We start from the raw sequence: 23589 nt of genomic DNA on the forward strand, positions 1-23589 counted from the left end.
CGAACGACCTGCCCTGCGATGCCCTCAGGCTCTGAATTGACCAAGGCTGGCACGCAGTTGCGCGGCCAGGTCATCCAGCACTTTGCTGCTGGCAGTGGTCTGCGACACCACTTCAGCTGAACGCTCGGCCTGGGCATGAATGTTCTCGACCCGCCCGCGCACAGCCTGGGCACCCGTGGCCTGCTGCTCAGCCGCGCGAGTGGCCAGGCCGATGGCCGCATGCACCTGCTCCACCGCCGCCTGTACCGACTGCTGCCGGCGCTCGTTGTCGCGCAACACCAACAACCCCTCGCTGGCCTGGCGCCCGGCCTGACTGATGGTCGCCACCGCCTCCTTGGCGCCCTGCTGCAAAGCAGTAATGTGCGACTGGATATCTCCGGTAGAACTCTGCGTCTTGCTCGCCAGCGCGCGTACCTCATCGGCCACCACGGCAAAACCACGACCGGTTTCGCCAGCCCGGGCGGCCTCGATGGCGGCGTTCAATGCCAACAGATTGGTCTGCTCGGCGATGCCGTGGATCACCGTCAGCACCACCTCGATCTGCTCGCTCTGCTTGGCCAGGCGCTCGATTACCTGCGAACCGGTATCCACTTCACCCGCCAGGTTCTCGATCAACCGCGCCAGCTGCGTCGAGGCGCGGCTGTTTTCGTCGGTGGCCTGACGGATATCCACGACTTGCTGCAACGCAGCTTTCATCGCGTGGCTTTCGGCCTGGGCTTCGTCGGCCATGCTCGACAGGTCGCGCAGGCTGGCAGCTACTTCGTCACGCTGCAGGGCGGCAGCGGCATCGGCGCCGGCATTGCGCTGAGCCATGCTGCCAATCTCGACGCCAGTGCGCTGGGCCACCTCGCCGGCTTCACGAACGATAGGTTGCAGCTTGTCGACGAAACGGTTGACCGCCGAGGCCATGTCACCGATCTCGTCACGGCTGTCGAGGTTGACCCGCTTGGTCAGGTCACCTTCACCGGCAGCCAGGTCATCCAGCGCAGTGATCAGCAGGCGCAGCTTACTTAGCACGCGCCGCCCCAACACCAGCGCCACCACCAGCAGCACACCCAGCCCCACCAGCACCAGACCCAAGCCGATGCGCCAGCGCAGGTCGCCTGCGGCGTCACGCACGGTTTGCGCGGTGTTGGCCTGCATCGCCGTAGCGCTGTTCTGCGCGGTTTCAAGACGCGCGCGCAGAGCCTTGCCACTGTCCGCCGCGGCAGCCACCAGGCTATCGCCGACCAATTGCTCACCACTGGCGATCAGCGCCGTGAAGCGCTGGTCGAGGGCTCGAAGCGCCTTATCGACATCCGCCGTGGAAACACCCATCAGCACTTTGCCGATTTCGGCGCCATTGGGGCTGATCGAGGCCTCGACGAAATACACCGCAGGGTCACGACGCGCCGCATCCAGCACCTTGTCCAGCGCCCGCTCACCCTGCCCTTTCTGCATCAGGACCTGGTTAACCGGGTTGTCGCGGTTGAGGTAACGGGTCAGGTGCTGACCCTGGGCGTCGTCATAGATGACGAACAGCACATTCGGGTTGCGTTGGGCACGCCGGGCAAAGTCCGACAGCATCGGCACGTCGTTATCCCAAATAGCCCGAGGGGCAACCGAGGCCAACAGTTCGGCCATGTCGTTGGCCGAGTCCTTGAGGTTTTTTTCCAGCGTCGCACGCAATTGCTGCTGCTCGTCATGCAGGCGTTCCGACAGGCCCGCGCTCAAACGCTGACGGGTGCTCGCCGAAAGGCTGTCGAGCCCGGCGCGCACATCCTGACCGGCTTGCTCAAGCTCACCGGCCAATTTGCGGGTGTCGCTCCCCAGGCGCTCGTCCAGGTCGGCCTCCAATGCCGTGACCGTGCTCCGAGTCAGGGCAACGGCAACCAGTACCTGCACCAGCAAGGCGATACCAAGCGCAACAAACACAGGCCGCAACAGGCGGCTTCGTAACAGTGAGAGGATGGCAGACACGTTGAAACCCTCATACATTCTGGCGCCATTATATTGGTGGCACTTACAGAGGATTCTTACAGCAAAGGTTGTGCCTTAAACAGCTGGCATATGTGCCAATATCGAGTAATCGGGCCCAGAAACCAAAACGCCGCAGCCCTTTTCAGGGCTACGGCGTTTAATCAGCGCGTAGCGCGGATCAGGCGAACGGGTGACGCAGGACGATGGTCTCGTTGCGGTCCGGGCCGGTGGAGATGATGTCGATCGGCGCGCCGACCAACACTTCGATACGCTTGATGTAATCGCGCGCAGCTTGTGGCAGCTCTTCCAGGGTCTTGGCGCCCAAGGTCGACTCGCTCCAACCTGGCATTTCTTCGTACACCGGCTCCAGGCCGATGTAGCTATCGGCGTCCGATGGCGCGTCGATCACGGCACCGTTCTCGTTCTTGTAACCCACGCAGATGTTGATGGTCTCAAGACCGTCCAGCACATCCAGCTTGGTCAGGCAGATACCCGAGATGCTGTTGACGTCGATGGCTCGACGCAGGATCACGGCATCGAACCAGCCGCAGCGGCGGGCACGGCCGGTGGTCGAACCGAACTCGTGGCCGCGCTTGGCCAGGGTTGCACCCGTTTCGTCGAACAGTTCGGTCGGGAACGGACCGGAACCCACGCGGGTGGTGTAGGCCTTGGTGATACCCAGGATGTAGTCCAGGTACATCGGACCAACGCCAGAACCGGTGGAGATACCGCCAGCGGTGGTGTTGGAGCTGGTGACGTACGGGTAGGTGCCGTGGTCGATGTCCAGCAGCGAACCTTGGGCGCCTTCGAACATGATGTCCTTGCCGGCGCGACGCAGGTTGTGCAGTTCGGCAGTGACGTCGAGCATCATCGGCTTGAGCTGCTCGGCGTAGGCCATGCACTCGTCGAGAGTCTGCTGGAAGTCGATGGCCGGCTCTTTGTAGTAGTTCACCAGCTGGAAGTTGTGGTAGTCCAGCAGCTCACCGAGCTTGGCGGCAAAACGCTCGCGGTGGAACAGATCGCCCACGCGCAGGCCGCGACGCGCGACCTTATCTTCGTATGCAGGGCCAATGCCGCGGCCAGTGGTGCCGATCTTGGCTTCGCCACGGGCTTTTTCACGGGCCTGGTCCAGCGCCACGTGGTACGACAGGATCAGCGGGGCAGCCGGGCTGATACGCAGGCGCTCGCGCACCGGTACGCCTTTCTCTTCCAGCTTGGTGATTTCACGCATCAGGGCATCCGGGGCAACGACCACGCCGTTGCCGATCAGGCATTGCACGCCTTCACGCAGGATGCCCGAGGGAATCAGGTGCAGAACGGTCTTCTCACCGTTGATCACCAGGGTGTGGCCCGCGTTATGGCCACCTTGGTAGCGCACCACGGCGGCAGCATGTTCGGTCAGCAGATCGACGATCTTGCCTTTGCCCTCATCACCCCATTGGGTGCCCAGGACGACGACATTCTTACCCATTACATTGGTCCTCATTCACGCAAACTTGGTTGCCGGCCTGTTGCCGACGCAGAAACTCACTGGGTCAGCGGCAGAACCTGCCAGCGCCCGTCTTGCTGAATCAATTGCCGATCACAATCCGCCTCGAGAGCAGCACTCAACGGCTGGCCAGGCAGGGCCTGGACCACACGCTGGCCCTCGTTGCGCAACTGGCAGACCTGCTGCCAGAGGGCCGCATCGCTGCTGTCGGGCATCCAGATGCCACCAGCAGGCAATACGACCTCCGCTCGCCCCAGTGTGACCAGGGTCTTCAAATCCGTGGAGAAACCGGTGGCCGGGCGGGCCCGGCCGAAGTCGGCGCCGATGTCGTCGTAACGTCCGCCCTGGGCGATCGAAGAGCCGACCCCAGGCACGAACACGGCGAACACCACGCCGGTGTGGTAGTGGTAGCCGCGCAGCTCACCGAGGTCGAAATACAGCGGCAGGTCTGGGTAACGCGCCGCCAGGCGATCAGCGATGGCCAGCAGGTCATCGAGCGCCGCCAGCACGCTGGCCGGGGCACGCCCCAGACGCACGCGGGCTTCGGCCAGCACTTCGCGGCCACCGCACAGCTCGCACAGGGCGCGCAGCATGCTGCCCAGGTCCTTCGGCAGGTCGGCGGTCAGTGCCTGCACTTCATCGACAGCCTTGCGCTGCAGGGCGTCGAACAGTTGCTGCTCGACCGCGCCGGACAGCCCGGCAGCACGCGCCAGGCCACGGTAGATACCGACATGCCCGAGATCCATGTGCACGTCGGCGACATCGGTCAGTTGCAGCGTGGCGAGCATCAGGCTGATGACCTCGACATCGCTGGTGGGGCTAGCATCGCCGTACAGCTCGGCGCCGAGCTGGATCGGGCTGCGCGAGGTCGACAGGGCGCGAGGCTGGGCGTGCAGTACGCTACCGGCGTAGCACAGGCGGCTCGGCCCTTCGCGGCGCAGGGTATGGGCGTCGATGCGCGCGACCTGTGGCGTGAAGTCGGCGCGAAAGCCCATCAGGCGGCCAGACTGCGGGTCGACAACCTTGAAGGTGCGCTGATCCAGGTCCTGGCCGGCGCCGGTGAGCAGCGACTCCAGGTACTCGATATGCGGGGTAACGACCAGTTCGTAACCCCAACTCTGGAACAGGTCCAACACCTGACGACGCGCGATCTCGATACGCGCCGCCTCAGGTGGCAGTACTTCCTCGATGCCATCTGGCAGCAGCCAGCGGTCTACCGTTGCCATTACGCCATTTCCCCTCTGGTCCGGGCGGCCTGCCCAAGGGCGAGCCGTGAGTAAAGCAGGCATTGGCACGCAACAGCGGGCAGCACTGATCCCAGCGCAACCACCGTAGCCAATACCCTCGAATTGCCATGCGTACTGAGCAAACCGTCAATTGGCCGCTAGCCAATCAACCTTGCAGACGCAAAAAAGCCGGGAATTTCCCGGCTGCCGCATCATACACCCCTTTTCATTCAGGATGCACCCCGCGCGGCATTTTAGCTGCCAGGCGGGGGCTTCCATCCTGCGAGCAGCCTTAGGGCTTGCTCTTGTCCAGGTAGCGGAAGAACTCGTTCTTCGGATCCAGGACCAATACGTCGCTCTTGCTGGAGAAGCTTTCGCGGTACGCCTGCAGGCTACGGTAGAACGCATAGAAATCGGCGTCCTGGGTGTAGGCCTTGGCATAGATGGCAGCCGCCTGGGCGTCGCCGTCACCACGGGTTTCCTCAGCTTCGCGATAAGCCTCGGCCAGCAGTACACGGCGCTGACGGTCGGCATCGGCACGGATGCCTTCGGCCAGCTCGTTACCCTTGGCGCGGTGCTCGCGGGCTTCACGCTCACGCTCGGTGCTCATGCGGTCGAACACGCTGCGGTTGACTTCCTTAGGCAGGTCGATGGCCTTGACGCGAACGTCGACGACCTCGATACCCAGCTCCTTGCTCGCCATACGGTTGAGCGAGGCAGTGATGTCGGCCATCAGCGCGTCGCGCTCGCCCGAGACCACTTCATGCAGGGTACGCTTACCGAACTGGTCACGCAGGCCGCTTTCCAAGCGACGCGACAGACGCTCGTCGGCGATCTGCTTCATGCCGGAGGTCGCGGTGTAGAAGCGCTCGGCATCCTTCACGCGCCATTTGGCGTAGGCGTCGACCATCACCGCTTTTTTCTCCAGCGTCAGGAAACGCTGGGTCGGCGCGTCGAGGGTCATCAGGCGAGCGTCGAACTTGCGCACCTGGTTCACGTACGGCACCTTCACATGCAGGCCTGGCTCGACATCAGCCTTGACTACGCGACCGAACTGCAGCAACACCGCACGCTCGGTTTGCGAAACGATGTAGAAGCAGTTCCAGGCAGCAATGCCCAGTACCACGGCGCCGATCAGGGCGAACAGCGATTTATTGCTCATCAGCGGCTCTCCCTGGAACGCAGCGGCGGTTGTTGCTGTTGCAGGTCCTGGGCGGCGCGTGCGGCGGCGTCATTGACCGACGGCGACACGCTGCTGGTGGACGCTGCCGAATTGTTGCGGCTGCCTTCGACCATCTTGTCCAGTGGCAGGTAGAGCAGGTTGTTCTGCCCATCCTTGGTTGCCACCATCACCTTGCTGGAGTTGCTGTAGACCTCCTGCATGGTGTCGATGTAAAGACGCTGACGCGTGACTTCCGGCGCCTTGCGATACTCGACGACCATCTTGCTGAAGCGATCGGCCTCACCCTTGGCGCGGGCGATGACTTCATCGCGGTAGCCGTTGGCGTCCTCGATAATGCGCTGCGCCTGACCACGGGCCTCTGGCACCACGCCATTGGCGTAGGACTCGGCCTGGTTGCGGGCACGCTGCTCGTCTTCACGCGCACGGATCACGTCGTCGAAGGCTTCTTGCACTTCACGCGGGGCTGCCGCGCTCTGCACGTTCACCTGGGTCACGGTGATACCGGTGCGATACGTATCCAGGAAACGCTGCAGACGCTCGCGGATATCCACGGCCATCTGTTCGCGGCCTTCGGTCAGCACTTGGTCCATGGAGGTGGAGCCCACCACATGGCGCAGGGCGCTGTCGGTAGCATGCTGCAAGCTGACTTCCGGCTGATCGACGTTGAGCACGAAGTCCTGCAGATTGCTGATGCGGTACTGCACGGTCAGCGGCACCTCGACGATGTTCTCGTCTTCGGTGAGCATCTGGCCCTGCTTGGTGTAGGCACGTTCGCGCGTCACGTTTTCCATGAACTTGCGATCGATCGGCGGGAAATAGATATTCAGGCCGGGGCCCACGGTCTCGTAGTACTTGCCGAAGCGCAGCACCACGGCCTGCTCCTGCTCGTCCACGACGTACACGGCGTTGTACAGCCAGATGGCCGCCAGCACCGCCAGGCCAATGCCCAGCAGGCCATAGCCGCCGCCCTTGCCGATGTTGCGGTCACCACCGCCACCGCGTTTCTTACCACTGCCAAACATGCCGTTCAGGCTGTCCTGCAGCTTGCGGAAGGCCTCGTCGAGATCCGGTGGGCCTTTCTTGTCGCCACCACCGCCGCCGCCACCGCGACGACCGCCCCAGGGATCCTGATTGTTCGAGTTGCCACCCGGCTCATTCCAAGCCATAGCGCTCTCCATCTGATAAAGCAAAGACGCGCCCACGGCGCGCCGTCCAATGCTACAGAATGCCTGTCACGGCTGCCCGGCGACCTCGACGAGCATTTATTGCAAAGTGTGTTGCTCGACAAACACTTGCGGCTCCATGCCTTCACGGCTGACCAGGCGATTCAGTTCGACCCTGGGCAGTCGCACACTCAGCAGGCTGCGCCCTTCTTCATCATGCTCTTCACCCTGCACGGCACCGAGGGCAAAGAATTGCGCGCGCAAGCGGGCAAAGCGTTGCTCCAGGCATAGCGTGCCGACAAACAGATCATCCCCCAACAACTCGGCAACCGCTTGGCCAACCAACTCCAGGCCTCGCCCGTCACGGGCCGATACCCAGACCCGTTGCGGTTTGCCATCGGCATCGCGCTGGATCTGCGGCTCGACACCTTCGAGCAGGTCGAGTTTGTTATAGACCTCAAGGATCGGCAAGCTCTCGGCACCGATCTCGCCCAGCACTGCCAGCACTTGTTCGATCTGCTCCATGCGCTCTGGCTCGTGGGCATCGATCACGTGCAACAGCAGGTCGGAGTTGCTCGATTCCTCGAGCGTAGCCCGAAATGCCTCCACCAGCTTGTGCGGCAGGTGGCGAATGAACCCGACCGTGTCGGCCAGCACGATCGGCCCGAGGTCGGCCAGCTCCAGCCGGCGCAACGTCGGGTCAAGGGTGGCGAACAGCTGGTCGGCGGCGTACACCTCGGAGGAGGTCAGGGCGTTGAACAGCGTGGACTTGCCGGCGTTGGTGTAACCCACCAGCGACACCGACGGGATATCCGCACGCTTGCGTCCGCGCCGCGCCTGTTCGCGCTGGCTGCGCACCTTCTCCAGACGAGACTTGATCTGGCGCAAACGCACACGCAGCAGGCGGCGGTCGGTTTCCAGCTGGGTCTCACCCGGACCGCGCATGCCGATCCCGCCCTTCTGCCGCTCAAGGTGGGTCCAGCCACGTACCAGCCGCGTGCTCATGTGCTCCAACTGGGCCAGTTCGACTTGTAGCTTGCCTTCGTGAGTACGTGCGCGCTGGGCGAAGATATCGAGAATCAGCCCGGTACGATCCAGCACGCGACACTCGAAGACGCGCTCGAGGTTGCGTTCCTGGCTGGGCGTAAGGGTGTGATTGAAAATCACCAGGTCGGCTTCGGCGGATTTGACCAGGTCGCGCAACTCTTCGACCTTGCCGCTGCCGATCAGAAACTTGGCGGTAGGCTGATGCCGCGCCACTGTTACCAGCGAAACGATATCGGCTCCGGCCGACAGCGCCAGCTCCTGAAACTCCTGCGGGTCTTCGCGCGCCTCAGGGTTCTGACCTTCCAAGTGAACGAGCAGCGCTCGCTCACCACCACCGTGGCGCTCAAAGAACAATGCAGGCTCCTACTTTCAAGCGTTGCCTGGCTCGCTGTCGCCGTGGTCGCCATCAGTCGGGCTTGGCAGACGCACAGGACGGGCAGGAACGACGGTGGAAATCGCGTGTTTGTAGACCATTTGGCTGACGGTGTTCTTCAGCAATACGACAAACTGGTCGAACGATTCGATCTGGCCCTGCAGCTTGATCCCGTTGACCAGATAGATCGAAACCGGGACCTTTTCTTTTCTCAAGGTGTTCAAGTAAGGGTCTTGTAGCGAATGCCCTTTTGACATATGCCGCACTCCTGTAAGGATCAATAGTAAAAAATAAGAAAAATCAGTAATTCATACCGCCCTTCGCAAGAATAGACGGCAATAAGCAGGGACTCAGCTCAATATGGAGACGGTCCCCAGGTATTTCAAGGTGCGGGACAGATTGTCGCAGGCCAGGCTGTCGAGCCAGTGAACATCGGACCAGCCGCGCAACCAGGTGAATTGACGCTTGGCCAACTGGCGTGTGGCGATGATACCGCGCTCCTGCATTTCGCCCTCATCGAGCGTACCGTCCAGGTAATCCCAGACCTGCCTGTACCCCACTGCCCGTATAGACGGCAGCCCGACGTGCAAGTCACTTCTGGCACGCAGCGATCGGACCTCATCAACGAAGCCCTGTTCCAGCATCTGAGAAAATCGTAGCGCAATTCGTTCATGCAGAATGTGACGATCCGCGGGCGCGATCGCCAGGCTGGCGACAGTATAGGGCAAATGCCCGTTCGCGCCTGCGTCTGCACCGCGACTTTCCGCGAATTGACGTTGGCGATGCTCGGTCATGCTCTGGCCGCTGACACGATACACCTCGAGCGCGCGAATCAAGCGCTGCGGATCATTCGGATGGATACGCGCCGCAGACTCCGGGTCGACCGCGGCCAGCTGGCGGTGCAGCTCGGCCAGCCCCAGGGCGCTGGCCTCGGCTTCGAGTGCGGCGCGCACGTGCGGATCGGCAGGCGGCATGTCAGCCAGGCCGTCCACCAACGCCTTGTAATACAGCATCGTCCCGCCCACCAGCAGCGGGATCTTGCCGCGCGCGGTGATCTCGGCCATGGCGTGCAAGGCATCGGTGCAGAATTGCTTGGCCGAATAGCACTCGGCCGGGTCGAGGATATCGACCAGGCGGTGCGGATGTGCGGCCAGAGTCTGCTTAGACGGTTTGGCGGTGCCGATGTCCATGCCGCGATAGACCAGCGCCGAGTCGACGCTGATCAATTCGCAGGGCAGGGCCTGGGTCAGCGCGATGGCAAGGTCGGTCTTGCCCGCCGCTGTCGGCCCCATGAGGAATATCGCCGGGGGTTTGCCACGCATGTCATCGCCCCCGCAGGAACAGCTTGTCGAGGTCATCCAGACCCATCTGGGTCCAGGTCGGTCGACCGTGGTTGCACTGGCCGCTGCGCTCGGTGTTTTCCATATCGCGCAGCAGTGCGTTCATTTCAGGAATCGCCAGCCGGCGATTGGCGCGCACCGCGCCGTGGCACGCCATGGTGCCAAGCAACTCGTTCAGATGCGCCTGGATGCGATCACTGGTGCCGTACTCCATCAGGTCAGCGAGCACATCCTGTACCAGCCGATTGGCTTCTGCCTGCTTGAGCAATGCCGGAATCTGCCGGATCGCAAGGGTTTCCGGGCCCAGGCGCTGCAGCTCGAAGCCCAGGCGCTGGAACCACTGCGCGTGCTCCTCGGCGCAGTCGGCCTCGCGCTGGCTCAGCGCCAGGGACTCTGGCACCAGCAGCGGCTGACCACTCAGGCCCTCGCTGGCCATGGCCACCTTGAGGCGCTCGTACATGATCCGCTCATGGGCCGCGTGCATGTCCACCAGCACCAGGCCCACGGCGTTCTCGGCGAGGATATAGATGCCCTTGAGCTGCGCCAGCGCATAGCCCAGCGGCGGAATGTCGCCCTGGCTCTCAGGCAGCGCGACTGGCCCTGCCTGCGGATTATCCAGCGGTGCGTAGAACTCGCGGTAGACCGCCTGCGCCTCGGCGGTATTCACCGGCTGCGAAGGACGCGGGGTGTACTGGTATTGATAGCCAGCGCCCGCGCCGCTGGCACCGAATGCCTGGCGCGACTCGCCCTGCGGCTGTTCGAGCACCGACGCGGCCAGGCGCATCTCACCCTGCGGCCCGAATTCGCCGACTTGCAGGCCGCTTGGGCGCACGATTTCGGTCGCGGCGGCGGGGGCTGCCAACTGGTCCTCGGGACGCACATCGGCCAGGGCACGGTGCAGCGTGCCGTAAAGGAAGTCGTGGACCATCCGCCCTTCGCGAAAACGCACTTCATGCTTGGTCGGGTGCACGTTGACGTCCACCCCGGTCGGGTCGCATTCGAGAAACAGCACGAAGGTCGGATGCCGACCATTGAACAATACGTCGCGGTACGCCTGGCGGACCGCGTGGGCCACCAGCTTGTCGCGCACCGCGCGGCCATTAACGAAGAAATACTGCAAGTCTGCCTGGCTGCGCGAAAAAGTCGGCAGCCCCACCCAGCCCCACAGTCGCAGGCCATTGCGCTCGACATCGATCGGCAGCGCCTGCTCCAGAAAGCCTGGCCCGCAAATGGTGCCGACACGACGCGCCCGAGCCATTTCGTCGGCCGCTTCGTGCAGGCTGAAGATGGTCTTGCCGTTATGCCGCAGGTGGAAGCCTACGTCGAAACGCGCCAGGGCCAGGCGGCGGATGACTTCCTGCAAGTGGTCGAACTCGGTCTTCTCGGCCTTGAGAAACTTACGCCGGGCGGGCGTGTTGAAGAACAGGTCACGCACCTCCACCGAGGTGCCAACCGGGTGCGCAGCGGGTTGTACGCGCGGCAGCATGTCCCGGCCTTCGGTTTCCACCTGCCAGGCTTCGCTCGCATCAGCGGTGCGCGAGGTCAGCGTGAGGCGGGCCACCGAGCTGATCGAAGCCAGCGCCTCCCCACGAAAACCCAGGCTGAGCACACCCTCGAGGTCTTCCAGCTCACGAATCTTGCTGGTGGCGTGACGGGCCAAGGCCAGCGGCAAGTCATCCTGCGCGATGCCACTGCCGTTGTCGCGTACACGCAGCAGCTTCACACCGCCCTGCTCCACCTCGATTTCAATGCGCCGGGCGCCAGAGTCCAAGCTGTTTTCCAGCAACTCCTTGGCGACCGAAGCCGGGCGCTCGACCACTTCGCCAGCAGCGATCTGGTTGGCCAGCCGCGGGCTGAGCAGTTGGATGCGCGAATCGCCACTCATTGCTGGGACGCCAGGGTGGTGGCCGGGATGTCCAAGTGCTGGCCGACTTTCAATTCATCGGACTTCAGGTTGTTGGTACTGCGCAGGCTGGCCACGCTGACCTGATAACGCACCGCGATCATCGCCAGGGTTTCACCCGAGCGCACCGTATGGTCGCGCGGCCCCTGGGCGATCTTGCCACTATCGCGCAGCCAGGCGACGTACGTGCCAGGTGGCGGATTCTGTTGGAAGAACTGCCGCACACCGGTGTGAATCGAGCGGGCCAAAGCCTGCTGGTGACTCCTGGTGGCCAACTTGGCGGCCTCATTGGCATTGGAGATGAACCCGGTTTCCACCAGGATCGACGGAATATCCGGCGACTTCAGCACCATGAACCCAGCCTGCTCGACGCGCTGCTTGTGCAGCGGGGTGACCCGGCCCATGTTGCCCAGCACCTTCTGCCCGACGTTGAGGCTGGAGCTGAGGGTGGCGGTCATCGACAGGTCCAGCAGCACCCCAGCGAGCATGCGGTCCTTGTCGTCGAGGCTGACGTTGCCAGCACCGCCAATCAGGTCGGAGCGGTTTTCCGTGTCGGCCAGCCAACGTGCGGTCTCGGAGGTAGCACCACGGTCGGACAGCGCGAACACCGAGGCGCCAAAAGCAGCTTTGGACGGTGCGGCGTCGGCGTGGATCGAGACGAACAGGTCGGCGCCCTTCTTGCGGGCGATCTCGGTGCGCTTGCGCAACGGGATGAAGTAGTCGCCGGTGCGGGTCAGCTCGGCGCGGTAACCCTTCTCGGTATTGATCTGGCGCTGCAACTCCTTGGCGATTTCCAGCACGATGTCTTTCTCGTGCTGGCCGCGCGAACCCGAGGCGCCGGGGTCTTCGCCACCGTGGCCGGCGTCGATGGCGACCACGATGTCACGCTTGCCAGCCGGGGCCGGCGGCAACTTGATCGCCGGTTGCGCTGGGGTGACCGGAACCGCCGGGGTGGTCGCGGGTGTGGCCGGTGGTGGCGCAGGCGTAGGGTTGCTGGCAGCGATGGCGTCGGCTTCCTGGTCATACAGATCGACCACCAGACGGTTGCCGTACTGGGCGTTGGGTGCCAGGGTGAAGCTCTTGGGCGTCACCGACTTCTTCAGGTCGACGACCACCCGCAGGTCGGTAGGCGTACGCTGCGCCGAGCGTACACTGGTGATCGGTGTATTCGACGTGGCGACGTTCAACGGCCCGCCAAGCGTAGCGCCGTTGATGTCGATGACCAGCCGATCAGGGGCAGTCAGGGTGAAGACGCTGTGCTGCACGGGCCCGGACAGGTCGAACACCAGCCGAGTGTTGTCCGGCGCGCGCCACAGGCGCACGCTCTTGACTTGAGTGACGGCCAGAGCGTCAACGGTCACCGCTGTCAGCAGCAGCCCAACGACAGCGACCAGTGCGCGTATGCGCATACCTTTCCCCACTTACTGATTGATTGCTTTGGCCAGTGCGGCGCACCAGGACTCGCCGCGCGCGCCCTGCGGCGCAAGGTTCAGCGAGCGTCCGCCCGCTTGCGGGCTTATGGTAATGGTCAGGTCAGGCTTTGGCAAAACGCCCGCGCCTTTCTGGGGCCATTCGAACAGGCACAGGGCGTCATCCTCGAAATAATCGCGGATACCCATGAATTCGAGTTCTTCCGGGTCGACCAGGCGGTACAGGTCGAAGTGATAGGCGCGGATGTCGCCAATTTCGTAGGGTTCGACCAGGGTGAAGGTCGGGCTCTTGACTGCGCCTTCGTGCCCCAGGCCACGGATCAGCCCACGCGACAGGGTGGTCTTGCCAGCGCCCAGGTCGCCCTCCAGAAAAATCACGCCACGCCCGCCGGTCACTTCGGCCAGCGTTGCGCCAAAGGCGACAGTGGCCGGCTCATCGGCCAGAAACAGGGTCAACACGCAGAATGCTCCTCCAGTAATTCTCTTATGACCGGCACCAGATCGCTAGCGGCCAGCCCTCTCCCGCCGCGTCCCAGACGCTCGCCGGCACACGCATGCAGCCACACCGCCAGACACGCCGCAGACCATGCGACCAACCCTTGGGCCAAGAGTGCCGCAACCACACCGCTGAGCACATCGCCAAAGCCAGCACCGGCCATAGCCGGATGGCCGCGCTCGCACAGTGCCAGGCGCCCGGCCGGGTCGGCCACCCAGGTGCCTGCGCCCTTGAGCACGCAAACGCTGGCATACCGACGTGCCAGCTTGCGCGCAGCACCCGGGCGATCAGCCTGCACGGCCTCGGTCGAGATCCCCAGCAAGCGCGCAGCCTCGCCAGGGTGCGGCGTGAGCACACTGCCGCTGGGCAGCGCCAAGGGCGTGCGCGCCAGCAAGTTGAGGGCATCGGCATCCCACACCTGCGGCACGTGCGCGTTGGCCACTGCCGACAGCAAGCTACGCCCCCAGGCCGCCTGACCAAGACCCGGCCCTACCACCAGCACCGTGGCGCGCTCCAGCAGGCCCATCAACTGGTTGGCAGAATCGACGCCCAGCCACATGCACTCAGGCAGTCGGGCCAGGCCTGCACCGACATGCTCAGGCCGCGTGGCAACGCTGACCAATCCCGCGCCACAGCGCAGCGCCGCCTGGCCACTGAGCATCGCCGCGCCGCCCGCGCCGAGGTCGCCGCCGACCACCAGCACATGGCCGAAGTCGCCCTTGTGGGCGTCGAACGCGCGCGCAGGCAGGTCCGCCAGAATCGTACGATCGATGATATGCGGCGCGCCGCTGGGGTGTTTGGTCTGAGGCATGGGGTCAAAGGCTCCGATGTCTGGCAGAATTATACGCACCTCCACCCGTATTACTGCCCCCTTCCATGTCCGCCACGCTTCCAGACATCGCTGAATTGGCCCAATCGATCAAGGATTGGGGCCAGGAACTCGGTTTTGCCCACGTAGGCATCGCCGGGGTCGACCTTGGCGAACATGAACAACACCTGCAACGCTGGCTCGACGCCGGCTATCAGGGCGAGATGGAATACATGGGCGAGCATGGCAGCAAACGCTCACACCCCGACCAACTGATCCCCGGCACTGTGCGCGTAATCTCGCTGCGCATGGACTACCTGCCGGGCGACACGCAAATGGCCAAACGCCTGGCCGAGCCGGAAAAAGCCTACATTGCCCGCTACGCCCTGGGCCGCGACTATCACAAGCTGGTGCGCAAGCGCGTGCAGCATTTTGCCGACCGCATCCAGCAAGCCATTGGTCCGTTCGGCTACCGTGCGTTCGTCGACAGCGCCCCGGTGCTGGAAAAAGCCCTGGCACAGGAGGCCGGCCTGGGCTGGATCGGCAAGAACACCTTGCTGCTCAACCGCAAGGCCGGTAGCTACTTCTTCCTCGCCGAGCTGTTCGTCGACTTGCCGCTGCCGATCGACGGCGTGCAGGGCAGCGATCACTGCGGTCGTTGCCAGGCCTGCCTGGACATCTGTCCGACCCAAGCGTTCGTCGGTCCCTACCAGCTCGACGCCCGACGCTGTATTTCGTACCTCACCATCGAGCTGCGTCACGCCATTCCGGTAGAACTGCGCCCGCTGATCGGCAACCGGGTGTTCGGCTGCGACGACTGCCAACTGGTGTGCCCGTGGAACCGCTTCGCCAAGACCACCACCGAAGACGACTTCATGCCGCGCCGCGGCCTGGACAACATCGAGTTGGCCGAGCTGTTCGGCTGGGATGAAAAGCGCTTCCTCGCCCGCACCGAAGGCTCGCCGCTGCGCCGTGCCGGCTACGAGCGATTTTCGCGCAACCTGGCGGTGGGGCTGGGCAACGCGCCGACCACCATCCCCGTGCTGGAGGCATTGAAGGCGCGGCGCGAGGACCCATCAGCCCTGGTGCGTGAGCATGTGGAATGGGCACTGGCGCAGCACGAATCCAGAGCTTGAGCGGCCATCATTCGTAGATTCGGCATGCTCTCTGGAGCGGCATTGCGGGGGCGCCGGACCTGCCGGGAAGCGCTGCGAAGCGGCCCCAGGCTTGTGCATTACTCAAGATCGCCGTGGCCGATTTGCGGCGATTTCGCGGCACAAGGCCGCTCCTACAGGGGTCGCGGCGGTTTTTAGCGATTGAGTAGGACAGCGGCTCCTACTGCTGGTCGTTGTAGTGGAACTTGGGCATTTCCCAATGGAAGCGGATCGCCAGCAGACGTACCAGGAACCCGCCGAACAAGGTCAGCAACATCGCCTGCTCGGCCGGCAGCTTGAAGTACACACAGCCCAGGTAGAACCACGCCGCCGCGAACGACACGCTGGCGTACAGCTCACGGCGGAACACCAGCGGGATGTCGTTGCAGAAAATATCCCGCAAGATTCCGCCGAACACCCCGGTGATCACCCCGCTGATCGATGCCACCAGCATGCCTTGCCCCATCTCCAATGCGGTCATGCAGCCGATCAGGGTGAACGCGACCAGCCCCAGGGCATCGAGCACCAGAAACAGCGAGCGCAGGTGGCGCATCAACGGCGCGATAAAGATGGTCAGTAATGCCGCGAAACTGGTCAGCACCAGGTATTCCGGGTGCTTGACCCAGGTCAGCGGGTAATGCCCCAGCAGCACGTCGCGCACCGAGCCACCACCCAACGCGGTCACGCAGGCGATCAGCACCACGCCGAACCAGTCCATGCCGCGCCGTCCGGCAGACAGCGCGCCGGTCATGGCTTCGGCGGTAATCGCGATGAGGTAGAGCATCAACAACATGGTGCAGGTCCAGAAAAGAAGTAGAAAGCCGCAAGCTTCAAGCGGCAAGCCAAGCGCGCTACCTGGGCCGTCTGATCCAGATTCGAGAGCGCTATCGCTTGGCTTATGGCTTGTGGCTTGTGGCTTGTGGCTTGCCGCTCAGACCTTGATGAAATGCTCGCGGTAGTGGCGCAGCTCGGCGATCGACTCGCGAATATCGTCCAGCGCCAGGTGGGTGCTGCCCTTCTTGAAGCTGTCACGCACCTGCGGCGCCCAGCGCGCGGCCAGTTCCTTGAGGGTGGAGACATCCAGGTTGCGGTAGTGGAAGTAGTTTTCCAGGTCGCGCATGTGGCGGTAAAGGAAGCGGCGGTCCTGGCAGATGCTGTTGCCGCAGATCGGCGACTTGCCCTTGGGCACCCACTGCTCCAGGAACGCGATGGTCTGCGCCTCGGCCTCGGCCATGCCGATCTTGCTCTCACGCACGCGCTGGGTCAGGCCCGAGGCGCCATGGGTACGGGTGTTCCACTCGTCCATGCGCGCCAGCACTTCATCACTGTGATGAATGGCGATCACCGGCCCCTCGGCCAAGGTGTTCAGCTCGCTGTCGGTAACGATGGTGGCCATCTCGATGATGACGTCGTGATCCGGATCCAGGCCGGTCATTTCCAGATCGATCCAGATCAGGTTCTGTGGGTTGTGCATGAAAGGGCTCCTCGAATAGGCCGTCATATTAGCCTAGCGCGGCGGGCAATGGGCGTGGCGTGCTAAACTGCACGCCGTTTTCATTCCCCGCCTGCACGGAACCTTCATGGCCAAACGCCAGCTCAACCGCCGCCAGAACTGGCGCATCGAAAAGATCCAGGGTGAACGCGCCGCCCGCGCCGCCAAACGCGAGCAGCACGTGCTGCAAGAACTGGAAGGCGGTGATCTTGGACCCGAGCAACTGGGCCTGGTAATCGCCCACTTCGGCGTGCAGGTTGAAGTCGAGGCCCAGGATGGCGAGACGGCCGGCCAGGTCTTCCGCTGCCACCTGCGGGCCAACCTGCCGGCGCTGGTCACCGGCGACCGCGTGGTTTGGCGGGCCGGCAACCAGGGTATCGGGGTCATCGTCGCGCAGATGCCTCGCAGTACCGAGCTGTGCCGACCGAATAATCACGGTCAGCTCAAGCCCGTGGCAGCTAACGTCGACCTGATCGTGATCGTCTTCGCCCCAGCGCCCGAGCCTCACCCCAACCTGATCGACCGTTACCTGGTCGCCGCCGAGCACGCTGGCATCCGCCCGTTGTTGTTGCTCAACAAAGCCGACCTGATCAACGACGAGAATGGCCCGCCCCTGCATGCCATGCTTGAGGTCTATCGCGGCCTGGGCTATCCGCTACTGGAGGTGTCCGCACACCAGGGCGAGGGCATGCAGCGCCTGCAACAAACCCTTGATGGCCACATCAGCGTGTTCGTCGGCCAGTCCGGCGTGGGCAAGTCGTCGCTGGTCAACAGCTTGTTGCCAGATGCCGGCACACGGGTGGGCGATCTATCGGAGTGGTCCGGCCAAGGCACCCACACCACAACCACCGCGCGGCTGTATCACTTCCCTAATGGCGGCGACCTGATCGACTCCCCAGGCATCCGCGAATTCGGCCTGGGCCATGTGAGCCGGGACGATGTGGAGGATGGCTTCATCGAGTTTCGCGAGCTGATCGGCAACTGCCGCTTCCGCGACTGCAAGCACGACCGCGAGCCAGGCTGCGCGCTGCTCAAGGCGCTGGAAGAAGGTCGGGTATCGGAGCAGCGCATGGGCAGCTACCGTTCGATCATCGCCAGCCTGCCTGAAGACAGCTACTGAGTCTGGCGCCGGCCTTAAGCACCGCACTACAATGCAAAAACAACGCAAAACGCCCATGAATGCCTGCGCAATCATGGGCGTTTTGTTTGCCTGCAACCGAGTTACTGGTTCTTCTGCTCGTCCATCTTCAACACACCATCCTCGAAGATGTTCAGCTTCTGACGCAGCTCACGGGGCTGCATTGGATCCTGCGGCGCCGGAGCGGCGGCACCCGGCGCGGCGCCGGCAGGCGGCTTGGCCTCAGGCTGTGCGGCCGGCGTGCCCTGCTCGCCTTCGATATCGCGCTGGGCTTTCTTGGTGAGCACGATGATGTCGATACGGCGGTTGACCGGGTTGAACGGATTCTTGCGGTCGAACAGCGACGAAGAGGCGTAACCCACCACCCGTGCCACCTGGTCATCCGGATAACCACCGGCCACCAGCGCCCGCCGCGCCGCGTTGGCACGGTTGGCCGACAGTTCCCAGTTGCCGAAGTCGCCGGTGCCCGAGTACGGCTTGGCATCGGTGTGGCCACTGACGCTGATCTTGTTCGGCACCGCCTTGATGGTGTCGGCCATGGCCAGCAGGATGTCTTCGAAGTACGGTTGCAGACGCGCGCTACCCAGGTCGAACATCGGCCGGTTCTCGGCGTCCATGATCTGGATACGCAGGCCGTCCTGGGTGATTTCGAACAGGATCTGGTCCTTGAACTTCTGCAGTTGCGGGTTTTCCTCGACCTTGTTCTGCAACTCCTGCAGAAGCAGTTCCAGACGCTCACGCTCGACCTGCTCGGCCATGGTCTCGACCTTGTCCTTGTCCAGCTGAAGGCTGGTGTCAGGCGTAGGCTCGGACTTCACTTCCGGGTTGATGGTCTTTTCCGGCGCCAGCTGAGGCGAACCGCCCAGGTCGATGATGTAGGGCGTGCCGCTTTCGGAGAAGCCGATGGGGTCCTTGAAGTAGCCGGCGATGGCGATCTTCTGCTCGGGCGTGGCGGTGGACAGCAGCCACAGCACGAGGAAGAACGCCATCATCGCCGTGGCGAAGTCGGCGAAGGCGATTTTCCAGGCACCGCCATGGTGCCCGCCACCGAAGCGCTTGACGCGCTTGATGATTATCGGCTGATTGTTTTCCATGACTCAGCGACCACGAACCGCTTGTTCCAGCTCGGCGAAGCTCGGACGGTGCTTCGGATACAGCACCTTGCGCCCGAACTCCACGGCCAGCGAAGGCGGCATGCCCGAGGCCGAGGCCACCAGCGAGGCCTTGATCGATTCGTAGAGGTTTAGCTCTTCCTTGGCATCGTGCTCCAGGCACTTGGCCAACGGGCCGAAGAAGCCGTAGGCCGCCAGAATACCGAAGAAGGTCCCCACTAGCGCCGCACCGACGTGCAGGCCGATGGAGGCCTGGTCGCCGTCCCCCAGCGAGGCCATGGTCACCACGATACCGAGTACCGCCGCAACAATACCGAACCCTGGCATGCCGTCAGCGATGCCGGTTACCGCGTGGGACGGGTGCTCCAACTCTTCCTTCATGCTCAGCAGCTCCATGTCGAACAGGCCTTCAAGCTCGTGGGGAGCCATGTTGCCGGTGGACATGATGCGCAGGTAGTCACAGATGTACGCGGTCATGCGCTCATCGCCCAACACCGCGGGGTATTTGGCGAAGATCGGGCTGGCCGCTGCGTCCTCGATGTCCCCCTCGATGGCCATCATGCCTTCGCGACGGCTTTTGTTGAGGATTTCGTATACCAGGCCCAGCACTTCCAGATAGAAAGTATGGGTAAAACGGCTGCCGAACATCTTCAGCGATTTCTTGATTACATGCATGGTCATGTAACCGGGGTTCGCCTGAAGGAACGCACCGAACGCCGCGCCCCCGATGATCAGCACTTCGAACGGCTGAATCAGTGCCGCAATCTTGCCGTGGGAAAGGACGTAGCCGCCGAGCACGCTCGCGAATACGACGATGATGCCGATAATTTTAGCCATAGGTTCAGAGCACTTGCTGTCGTGGTCAGGGTCGGGGACGGGAGCCTTAAAACTCTTCTTCTACTTATCGGCAGAACTGCGCCAGACTATAGCCACTCAAAGCGAAAAGCCAGTTCGGACTGATGTCAATATGCCAATTGAAACCAAGGTGCCAGCTCAGGCGCCGACAAGTCTAGCGGCCTGGGTAAAGCTACTCGACAGTGTTCGAGTGCCGGTCCCGAAAGAAAGCCACGACCGCGTCCTGCAAGCCATCAACGACAGCCGCAGCTCGCTGCGTGATATCGCCGAACTGATGCAGGACAGCCCCGCACTGGTGCTGTGCGTGCTGCGCGAGGCCAATCACCCAACCAACGCCAGCCAGGCGGAGCCAGCCGAAAGCCTGGAAATCGCCATCAACCGCCTGGGCCTTGAGCGCACTAGCCAATTGCTGGCGCGCCTGCCCGCCGTACCCGGCGACGACATTCCGCCCGTCTTGCGCCAGTTCCTGTTGATCAGCCAGCATGCCTCCCAGCAGGCCAACGGCCTGTTCGCCAGCCGCCTGGCGCGCCTGTGGCAGGAAATCCACTGGGGTAGCCTGCTGTTCCTGTCGCCGCTGTGGGCCATGGCCCTGGCCTACCCGAAGTTGCTCGACGCCTGGGAGCTGCGGGTCATCCACAAGGGCGAGGACGCCGCCGAGGTCGAGCAGCAGCTATTCGGCGTGCGCCTGATGGAGTTGTGCCAGGCGGTCGCCGAGCACTGGCGCCTGCCCGGCTGGGTCACCCAAGGCTACCGCTTGCTGCTCGAAGAGCGCGAACAACTGGCCCACGTGCTCAATATCGCCCGCGAAGTCGAGCCGCTGGAGCAACAGCATCGCCTGGACGAAGAGCCGGCCCTGCGGGTGTGGTTCAACCAACCGCGCAACACCGCGCTGCTGGCCAATGGCATCGCCCTGGCCGCGCAGGTCGGCTGGGCCAACCCGCATCTGTTGCGCTGGCAACTGCTGACCGCGCTGTACCTGCAAACTTCGCTGGAGGACGTGCAACAGCAGGTCCACCAGCAGGCTGCCGCCAGCGCCCGTCATCACGCACGCCATGCCCTGTTCCACCCAGCCGAGGCGTTGATCTGGCCCTGGGATCAACGCCGTCCGCACCCGGACATGCTCACCCCTGCGCCACCCAACAGTGAACACCTCGCCCACTGGCGCAGCCTGTGCCAGAACCTGCTGGCCCAGCCCAGCCCGTTCAGCAATACCATCCACCTCACGACCCAGGCCCGTGAAGCGCTACAAGCGTGCGGCCTGGAGCGCATCATGCTGCTGAGCCTGGACAAGGCCAGCGACTACCTGCGCGTGCAACAGATCGCTGGCCTGCCGAACGAGGCCAGCACCATGGCCCTGCCGGTGGCGCAGAACAAACTGCTGCAAAAACTCATGGGGCAGGCCGGGCAACTGCGCATCACCCCAGATAACCATGCCCAGCTTGCGGCGCTGCTGCCCGCCCCGCTGCGCGCATTCTTCCGCAGCGAGCACCTGCTGATGCGTTCGCTGGCGGTCAACAACCAGGTGCTGATGCTGGCAGTGGCCGACCAGAGCGGTAAACCGCTCTCCGATGTCAGCGTGCAAGCGTTCGGCAAAACCGCACAATGCATCGAGCGTGCCCTGGCCATGTTTGCCAATCGCAATGCGTGAGCCTTGCGCTACAATCGCCCCTCTTTCCACCCCGGAGACCGTGGATGACTGATTTTTCCGGATTGCCGCTGGTGATCGAAGCCGCCGATCTGCTGCCACGCCTGGATTCGCCTGAGTTGATCCTGGTCGACCTGAGCAGCGCCAACCGCTACGTCAGCGGGCATATCCCCGGGGCGCGCTTCGTCGAGGGCAAGCGTACCCAGCTCGGCCAGCCGCCAGCACCTGGCCTGCTGCCGGCGCTTGGCGACCTGGAAAAGCTGTTCAGCGAGTTGGGGCACCGTGACGATGCGGTGTACGTGGTGTACGACGACGAGGGCGGCGGCTGGGCCGGGCGCTTCATCTGGCTGCTCGACGTGATCGGCCACCGCCACTACCACTACCTCAACGGTGGCATCCAGGCCTGGCCGGCGGACCGGTTATCCACCGATGTGCCGGCCGCGGCAACAGCGCCGGTTCGCCTGCACCTGCGCAGTGAACCGACCGCCACCCGCGAGTACCTGCAAAGCCGCCTGGGCGCCGATGACCTGGTCATCTGGGACGCTCGCGGACCGCAGGAGTTTACCGGCGAGAAGGTCCTGGCGGCCAAAGGCGGGCACATCCCCGGCGCCATCAACTTAGAATGGACCACCGGCATGGACCTCAACGACCACCTGCGCATCCGCAAGGATATCGCCCAGGTGCTCGAACAATCGGGCATCACCCCTGACAAAGAGGTGATCACCCACTGCCAGACCCACCGCCGCTCCGGCTTCACCTACCTGGTGGCCAAAGCACTCGGCTACCCACGCATCAAGGCCTACGCAGGCTCCTGGAGCGAATGGGGCAACCACCCGGACACGCCTGTCGAAGTTTAAGGACATTCCACCTAATGAAATCCCGTCTATTCATCATCAGCCAGTACCTGCTGCCGCACCACCTGCTGTCGCGGCTTGCCGGCTGCGTCGCCGAATGCCGCGCACGCTGGTTCAAGAATGCCTTCACCGCCTGGTTCGCCAAGCGCTACCAGGTGAACATGTCCGAAGCGCTGGTCGAAGACCTCAGCGCCTACGAACACTTCAATGCCTTCTTCACCCGCGCCCTCAAGCCCGGTGCCCGCCCGCTGGACGAAACCCCGGACGCGGTGCTGTGCCCGGCCGACGGCGCGGTCAGCCAGTTGGGTCCGATCGAGCACGGTCGCATTTTCCAGGCCAAGGGCCACAGCTTCAGCGCGCTGGAGCTGCTTGGCGGTGATCCGGCGCTGGCGGCGCCGTTCATGGGCGGCGAGTTCGCCACCATCTACCTGTCGCCCAAGGACTACCACCGCGTACACATGCCGCTGGCCGGCACTCTGCGCGAGATGGTCTACGTACCGGGCCGCCTGTTCTCGGTCAACCAGACCACCGCAGAAAACGTCCCCGAGCTGTTTGCCCGCAACGAACGCGTGGTCTGCCTGTTCGACACCGAGCGCGGCCCGATGGCGGTGGTCCTGGTTGGCGCGATGATCGTCGCCTCGATCGAGACGGTATGGGCCGGCCTGGTCACGCCGCCGAAGCGTGAGCTAAAGACCTTCCGTTACGACGAAGCCAGCCGCACCCCGATCCACCTGGAAAAAGGCGCCGAACTGGGTCGCTTCAAGCTGGGCTCCACCGCCATCGTGCTGTTCGGGCCTGAGCAGGTGAAGTGGGCTCAGACCCTGGGCGCGGGCTCCGCAGTGCGCATGGGCGAGCTGCTGGCGGTGCCAGCGCAGGCTTGATCGCCGCACTAACGAAAAAGGCCCAGCATATGCAGTAATGC

General features: G+C 63.6%; 21 protein-coding genes and 1 pseudogene. 5 read left to right on the plus strand and 17 right to left on the minus strand.

Annotated elements, in window-relative coordinates; all coding sequences use genetic code 11:
• Positions 1-24 precede the first annotated feature (24 nt).
• From ACNFIC_RS11425 to ACNFIC_RS11485, 13 genes and pseudogenes are all read right to left on the minus strand, one after another.
• A complete protein-coding gene (locus ACNFIC_RS11425; RefSeq protein WP_416781170.1) occupies positions 25-909 on the minus strand; it encodes a methyl-accepting chemotaxis protein in 885 nt (294 codons plus the stop codon).
• Between the two features lie 21 nt (positions 910-930).
• Positions 931-1977: pseudogene (locus tag ACNFIC_RS11430) on the minus strand (methyl-accepting chemotaxis protein); the annotation flags it as partial.
• Between the two features lie 160 nt (positions 1978-2137).
• The gene (locus tag ACNFIC_RS11435; RefSeq protein ID WP_138219144.1) at positions 2138-3430 is read right to left on the minus strand and encodes an adenylosuccinate synthase; all 1293 of its coding nucleotides are present in this window, start codon (positions 3428-3430) and stop codon (positions 2138-2140) included.
• A 56-nt stretch (positions 3431-3486) separates the two neighbouring features.
• The gene (locus tag ACNFIC_RS11440; protein ID WP_416781027.1) at positions 3487-4674 is read right to left on the minus strand and encodes an ATP phosphoribosyltransferase regulatory subunit; all 1188 of its coding nucleotides are present in this window, start codon (positions 4672-4674) and stop codon (positions 3487-3489) included.
• A gap of 292 nt (positions 4675-4966) precedes the next feature.
• Positions 4967-5836, minus strand: a complete 870-nt coding sequence (hflC, locus tag ACNFIC_RS11445; RefSeq protein WP_138219146.1) for a protease modulator HflC — start codon at positions 5834-5836, stop codon at positions 4967-4969.
• Positions 5836-7023 carry an FtsH protease activity modulator HflK gene (gene hflK / locus ACNFIC_RS11450; RefSeq protein WP_138219147.1) on the minus strand — a complete coding sequence of 396 codons (1188 nt, stop codon included), beginning with the start codon at positions 7021-7023 and terminating at the stop codon, positions 5836-5838. Before hflK ends, hflC begins: the two co-directional genes overlap by 1 nt.
• Before the next feature lie 96 nt (positions 7024-7119).
• Positions 7120-8421, minus strand: coding sequence for a ribosome rescue GTPase HflX (hflX, locus tag ACNFIC_RS11455; RefSeq protein ID WP_138219148.1), 1302 nt, complete (start codon positions 8419-8421; stop codon positions 7120-7122).
• A 15-nt stretch (positions 8422-8436) separates the two neighbouring features.
• Positions 8437-8697 (minus strand): RNA chaperone Hfq, encoded by a 261-nt coding sequence (gene hfq, locus ACNFIC_RS11460; RefSeq protein ID WP_138219149.1) that lies wholly within the window; start codon positions 8695-8697, stop codon positions 8437-8439.
• Positions 8698-8790: 93 nt separating this feature from the next.
• Positions 8791-9762: a tRNA (adenosine(37)-N6)-dimethylallyltransferase MiaA gene (gene miaA, locus ACNFIC_RS11465; RefSeq protein WP_138219150.1), complete on the minus strand. Its 972-nt coding sequence runs from the start codon at positions 9760-9762 to the stop codon at positions 8791-8793.
• Position 9763: 1 nt separating this feature from the next.
• Positions 9764-11665 (minus strand): DNA mismatch repair endonuclease MutL, encoded by a 1902-nt coding sequence (gene mutL, locus ACNFIC_RS11470; RefSeq protein ID WP_138219151.1) that lies wholly within the window; start codon positions 11663-11665, stop codon positions 9764-9766.
• Positions 11662-13092 (minus strand): N-acetylmuramoyl-L-alanine amidase, encoded by a 1431-nt coding sequence (locus tag ACNFIC_RS11475; protein WP_138219152.1) that lies wholly within the window; start codon positions 13090-13092, stop codon positions 11662-11664. The genes mutL and ACNFIC_RS11475 overlap by 4 nt, the downstream gene beginning before the upstream one ends.
• A gap of 12 nt (positions 13093-13104) precedes the next feature.
• Complete coding sequence (gene tsaE, locus ACNFIC_RS11480; RefSeq protein WP_416781171.1) at positions 13105-13569, minus strand: tRNA (adenosine(37)-N6)-threonylcarbamoyltransferase complex ATPase subunit type 1 TsaE; 465 nt, start codon at positions 13567-13569, stop codon at positions 13105-13107.
• On the minus strand, positions 13566-14420 hold the full coding sequence (locus ACNFIC_RS11485) for an NAD(P)H-hydrate dehydratase (protein ID WP_416781028.1): 855 nt from the start codon (positions 14418-14420) through the stop codon (positions 13566-13568). The genes tsaE and ACNFIC_RS11485 overlap by 4 nt, the downstream gene beginning before the upstream one ends.
• A 65-nt stretch (positions 14421-14485) precedes the next feature.
• Between ACNFIC_RS11485 and queG the strand changes: the two genes are divergently transcribed.
• Positions 14486-15553 (plus strand): tRNA epoxyqueuosine(34) reductase QueG, encoded by a 1068-nt coding sequence (gene queG, locus ACNFIC_RS11490; protein ID WP_138219155.1) that lies wholly within the window; start codon positions 14486-14488, stop codon positions 15551-15553.
• A 199-nt stretch (positions 15554-15752) separates the two neighbouring features.
• On the opposite strand, the gene ACNFIC_RS11495 is transcribed toward queG, so the two are convergent.
• Positions 15753-16364, minus strand: a complete 612-nt coding sequence (locus ACNFIC_RS11495) for a trimeric intracellular cation channel family protein (protein WP_138219156.1) — start codon at positions 16362-16364, stop codon at positions 15753-15755.
• A gap of 138 nt (positions 16365-16502) precedes the next feature.
• Entirely contained in the window at positions 16503-17045 is a 543-nt protein-coding gene (orn, locus tag ACNFIC_RS11500; protein ID WP_138219157.1) for an oligoribonuclease, read from the minus strand.
• A 106-nt stretch (positions 17046-17151) separates the two neighbouring features.
• Here orn and rsgA point away from each other — a divergent pair, with 106 nt between their 5' ends.
• Entirely contained in the window at positions 17152-18183 is a 1032-nt protein-coding gene (gene rsgA, locus ACNFIC_RS11505; RefSeq protein WP_416781029.1) for a small ribosomal subunit biogenesis GTPase RsgA, read from the plus strand.
• Positions 18184-18284: 101 nt separating this feature from the next.
• Here the strand turns inward: rsgA and motB are convergent, their stop codons facing one another.
• Together motB and motA are read right to left on the minus strand one after the other, a co-directional pair.
• Positions 18285-19295: a flagellar motor protein MotB gene (gene motB / locus ACNFIC_RS11510; RefSeq protein WP_138219159.1), complete on the minus strand. Its 1011-nt coding sequence runs from the start codon at positions 19293-19295 to the stop codon at positions 18285-18287.
• 3 nt (positions 19296-19298) lie between these two features.
• On the minus strand, positions 19299-20150 hold the full coding sequence (motA, locus tag ACNFIC_RS11515) for a flagellar motor stator protein MotA (RefSeq protein WP_138219160.1): 852 nt from the start codon (positions 20148-20150) through the stop codon (positions 19299-19301).
• Positions 20151-20280: 130 nt separating this feature from the next.
• On the opposite strand from motA, the gene ACNFIC_RS11520 reads away from it, so the two are divergent.
• From ACNFIC_RS11520 to asd, 3 genes are read left to right on the plus strand one after another with little or no spacing between them, the layout of a single operon-like run.
• On the plus strand, positions 20281-21816 hold the full coding sequence (locus ACNFIC_RS11520; RefSeq protein ID WP_416781030.1) for an HDOD domain-containing protein: 1536 nt from the start codon (positions 20281-20283) through the stop codon (positions 21814-21816).
• 44 nt (positions 21817-21860) lie between these two features.
• Positions 21861-22670 carry a rhodanese-like domain-containing protein gene (locus tag ACNFIC_RS11525; RefSeq protein ID WP_138219162.1) on the plus strand — a complete coding sequence of 270 codons (810 nt, stop codon included), beginning with the start codon at positions 21861-21863 and terminating at the stop codon, positions 22668-22670.
• Positions 22671-22684: 14 nt separating this feature from the next.
• Entirely contained in the window at positions 22685-23548 is an 864-nt protein-coding gene (asd, locus tag ACNFIC_RS11530) for an archaetidylserine decarboxylase (protein ID WP_138219163.1), read from the plus strand.
• Positions 23549-23589: the final 41 nt, after the last annotated feature.

It is taken from the genome of Pseudomonas sp. NY15463 (assembly GCF_048068415.1).
In the GTDB taxonomy this organism is placed as follows: Bacteria; Pseudomonadota; Gammaproteobacteria; order Pseudomonadales; family Pseudomonadaceae; genus Aquipseudomonas; species Aquipseudomonas mosselii_C.

Coding starts and splice junctions, on each gene's coding strand:
- queG (WP_138219155.1), top strand. CDS start 14,486: ATGTCCGCCACGCTTCCAGACATCGCTGAATTGGCCCAATCGATCAAG.
- orn (WP_138219157.1), bottom strand. CDS start 17,045: ATGCACAACCCACAGAACCTGATCTGGATCGATCTGGAAATGACCGGC.
- ACNFIC_RS11435 (WP_138219144.1), bottom strand. CDS start 3,430: ATGGGTAAGAATGTCGTCGTCCTGGGCACCCAATGGGGTGATGAGGGC.
- ACNFIC_RS11495 (WP_138219156.1), bottom strand. CDS start 16,364: ATGTTGTTGATGCTCTACCTCATCGCGATTACCGCCGAAGCCATGACC.
- motA (WP_138219160.1), bottom strand. CDS start 20,150: ATGGCTAAAATTATCGGCATCATCGTCGTATTCGCGAGCGTGCTCGGC.
- asd (WP_138219163.1), top strand. CDS start 22,685: ATGAAATCCCGTCTATTCATCATCAGCCAGTACCTGCTGCCGCACCAC.
- hflK (WP_138219147.1), bottom strand. CDS start 7,023: ATGGCTTGGAATGAGCCGGGTGGCAACTCGAACAATCAGGATCCCTGG.
- miaA (WP_138219150.1), bottom strand. CDS start 9,762: ATGCGTGGCAAACCCCCGGCGATATTCCTCATGGGGCCGACAGCGGCG.
- ACNFIC_RS11485 (WP_416781028.1), bottom strand. CDS start 14,420: ATGCCTCAGACCAAACACCCCAGCGGCGCGCCGCATATCATCGATCGT.
- rsgA (WP_416781029.1), top strand. CDS start 17,152: ATGGCCAAACGCCAGCTCAACCGCCGCCAGAACTGGCGCATCGAAAAG.
- ACNFIC_RS11520 (WP_416781030.1), top strand. CDS start 20,281: ATGCCAATTGAAACCAAGGTGCCAGCTCAGGCGCCGACAAGTCTAGCG.
- mutL (WP_138219151.1), bottom strand. CDS start 11,665: ATGAGTGGCGATTCGCGCATCCAACTGCTCAGCCCGCGGCTGGCCAAC.
- hfq (WP_138219149.1), bottom strand. CDS start 8,697: ATGTCAAAAGGGCATTCGCTACAAGACCCTTACTTGAACACCTTGAGA.
- motB (WP_138219159.1), bottom strand. CDS start 19,295: ATGGAAAACAATCAGCCGATAATCATCAAGCGCGTCAAGCGCTTCGGT.
- ACNFIC_RS11525 (WP_138219162.1), top strand. CDS start 21,861: ATGACTGATTTTTCCGGATTGCCGCTGGTGATCGAAGCCGCCGATCTG.
- ACNFIC_RS11425 (WP_416781170.1), bottom strand. CDS start 909: ATGGCCTCGGCGGTCAACCGTTTCGTCGACAAGCTGCAACCTATCGTT.
- ACNFIC_RS11440 (WP_416781027.1), bottom strand. CDS start 4,674: ATGGCAACGGTAGACCGCTGGCTGCTGCCAGATGGCATCGAGGAAGTA.
- hflC (WP_138219146.1), bottom strand. CDS start 5,836: ATGAGCAATAAATCGCTGTTCGCCCTGATCGGCGCCGTGGTACTGGGC.
- ACNFIC_RS11475 (WP_138219152.1), bottom strand. CDS start 13,092: ATGCGCATACGCGCACTGGTCGCTGTCGTTGGGCTGCTGCTGACAGCG.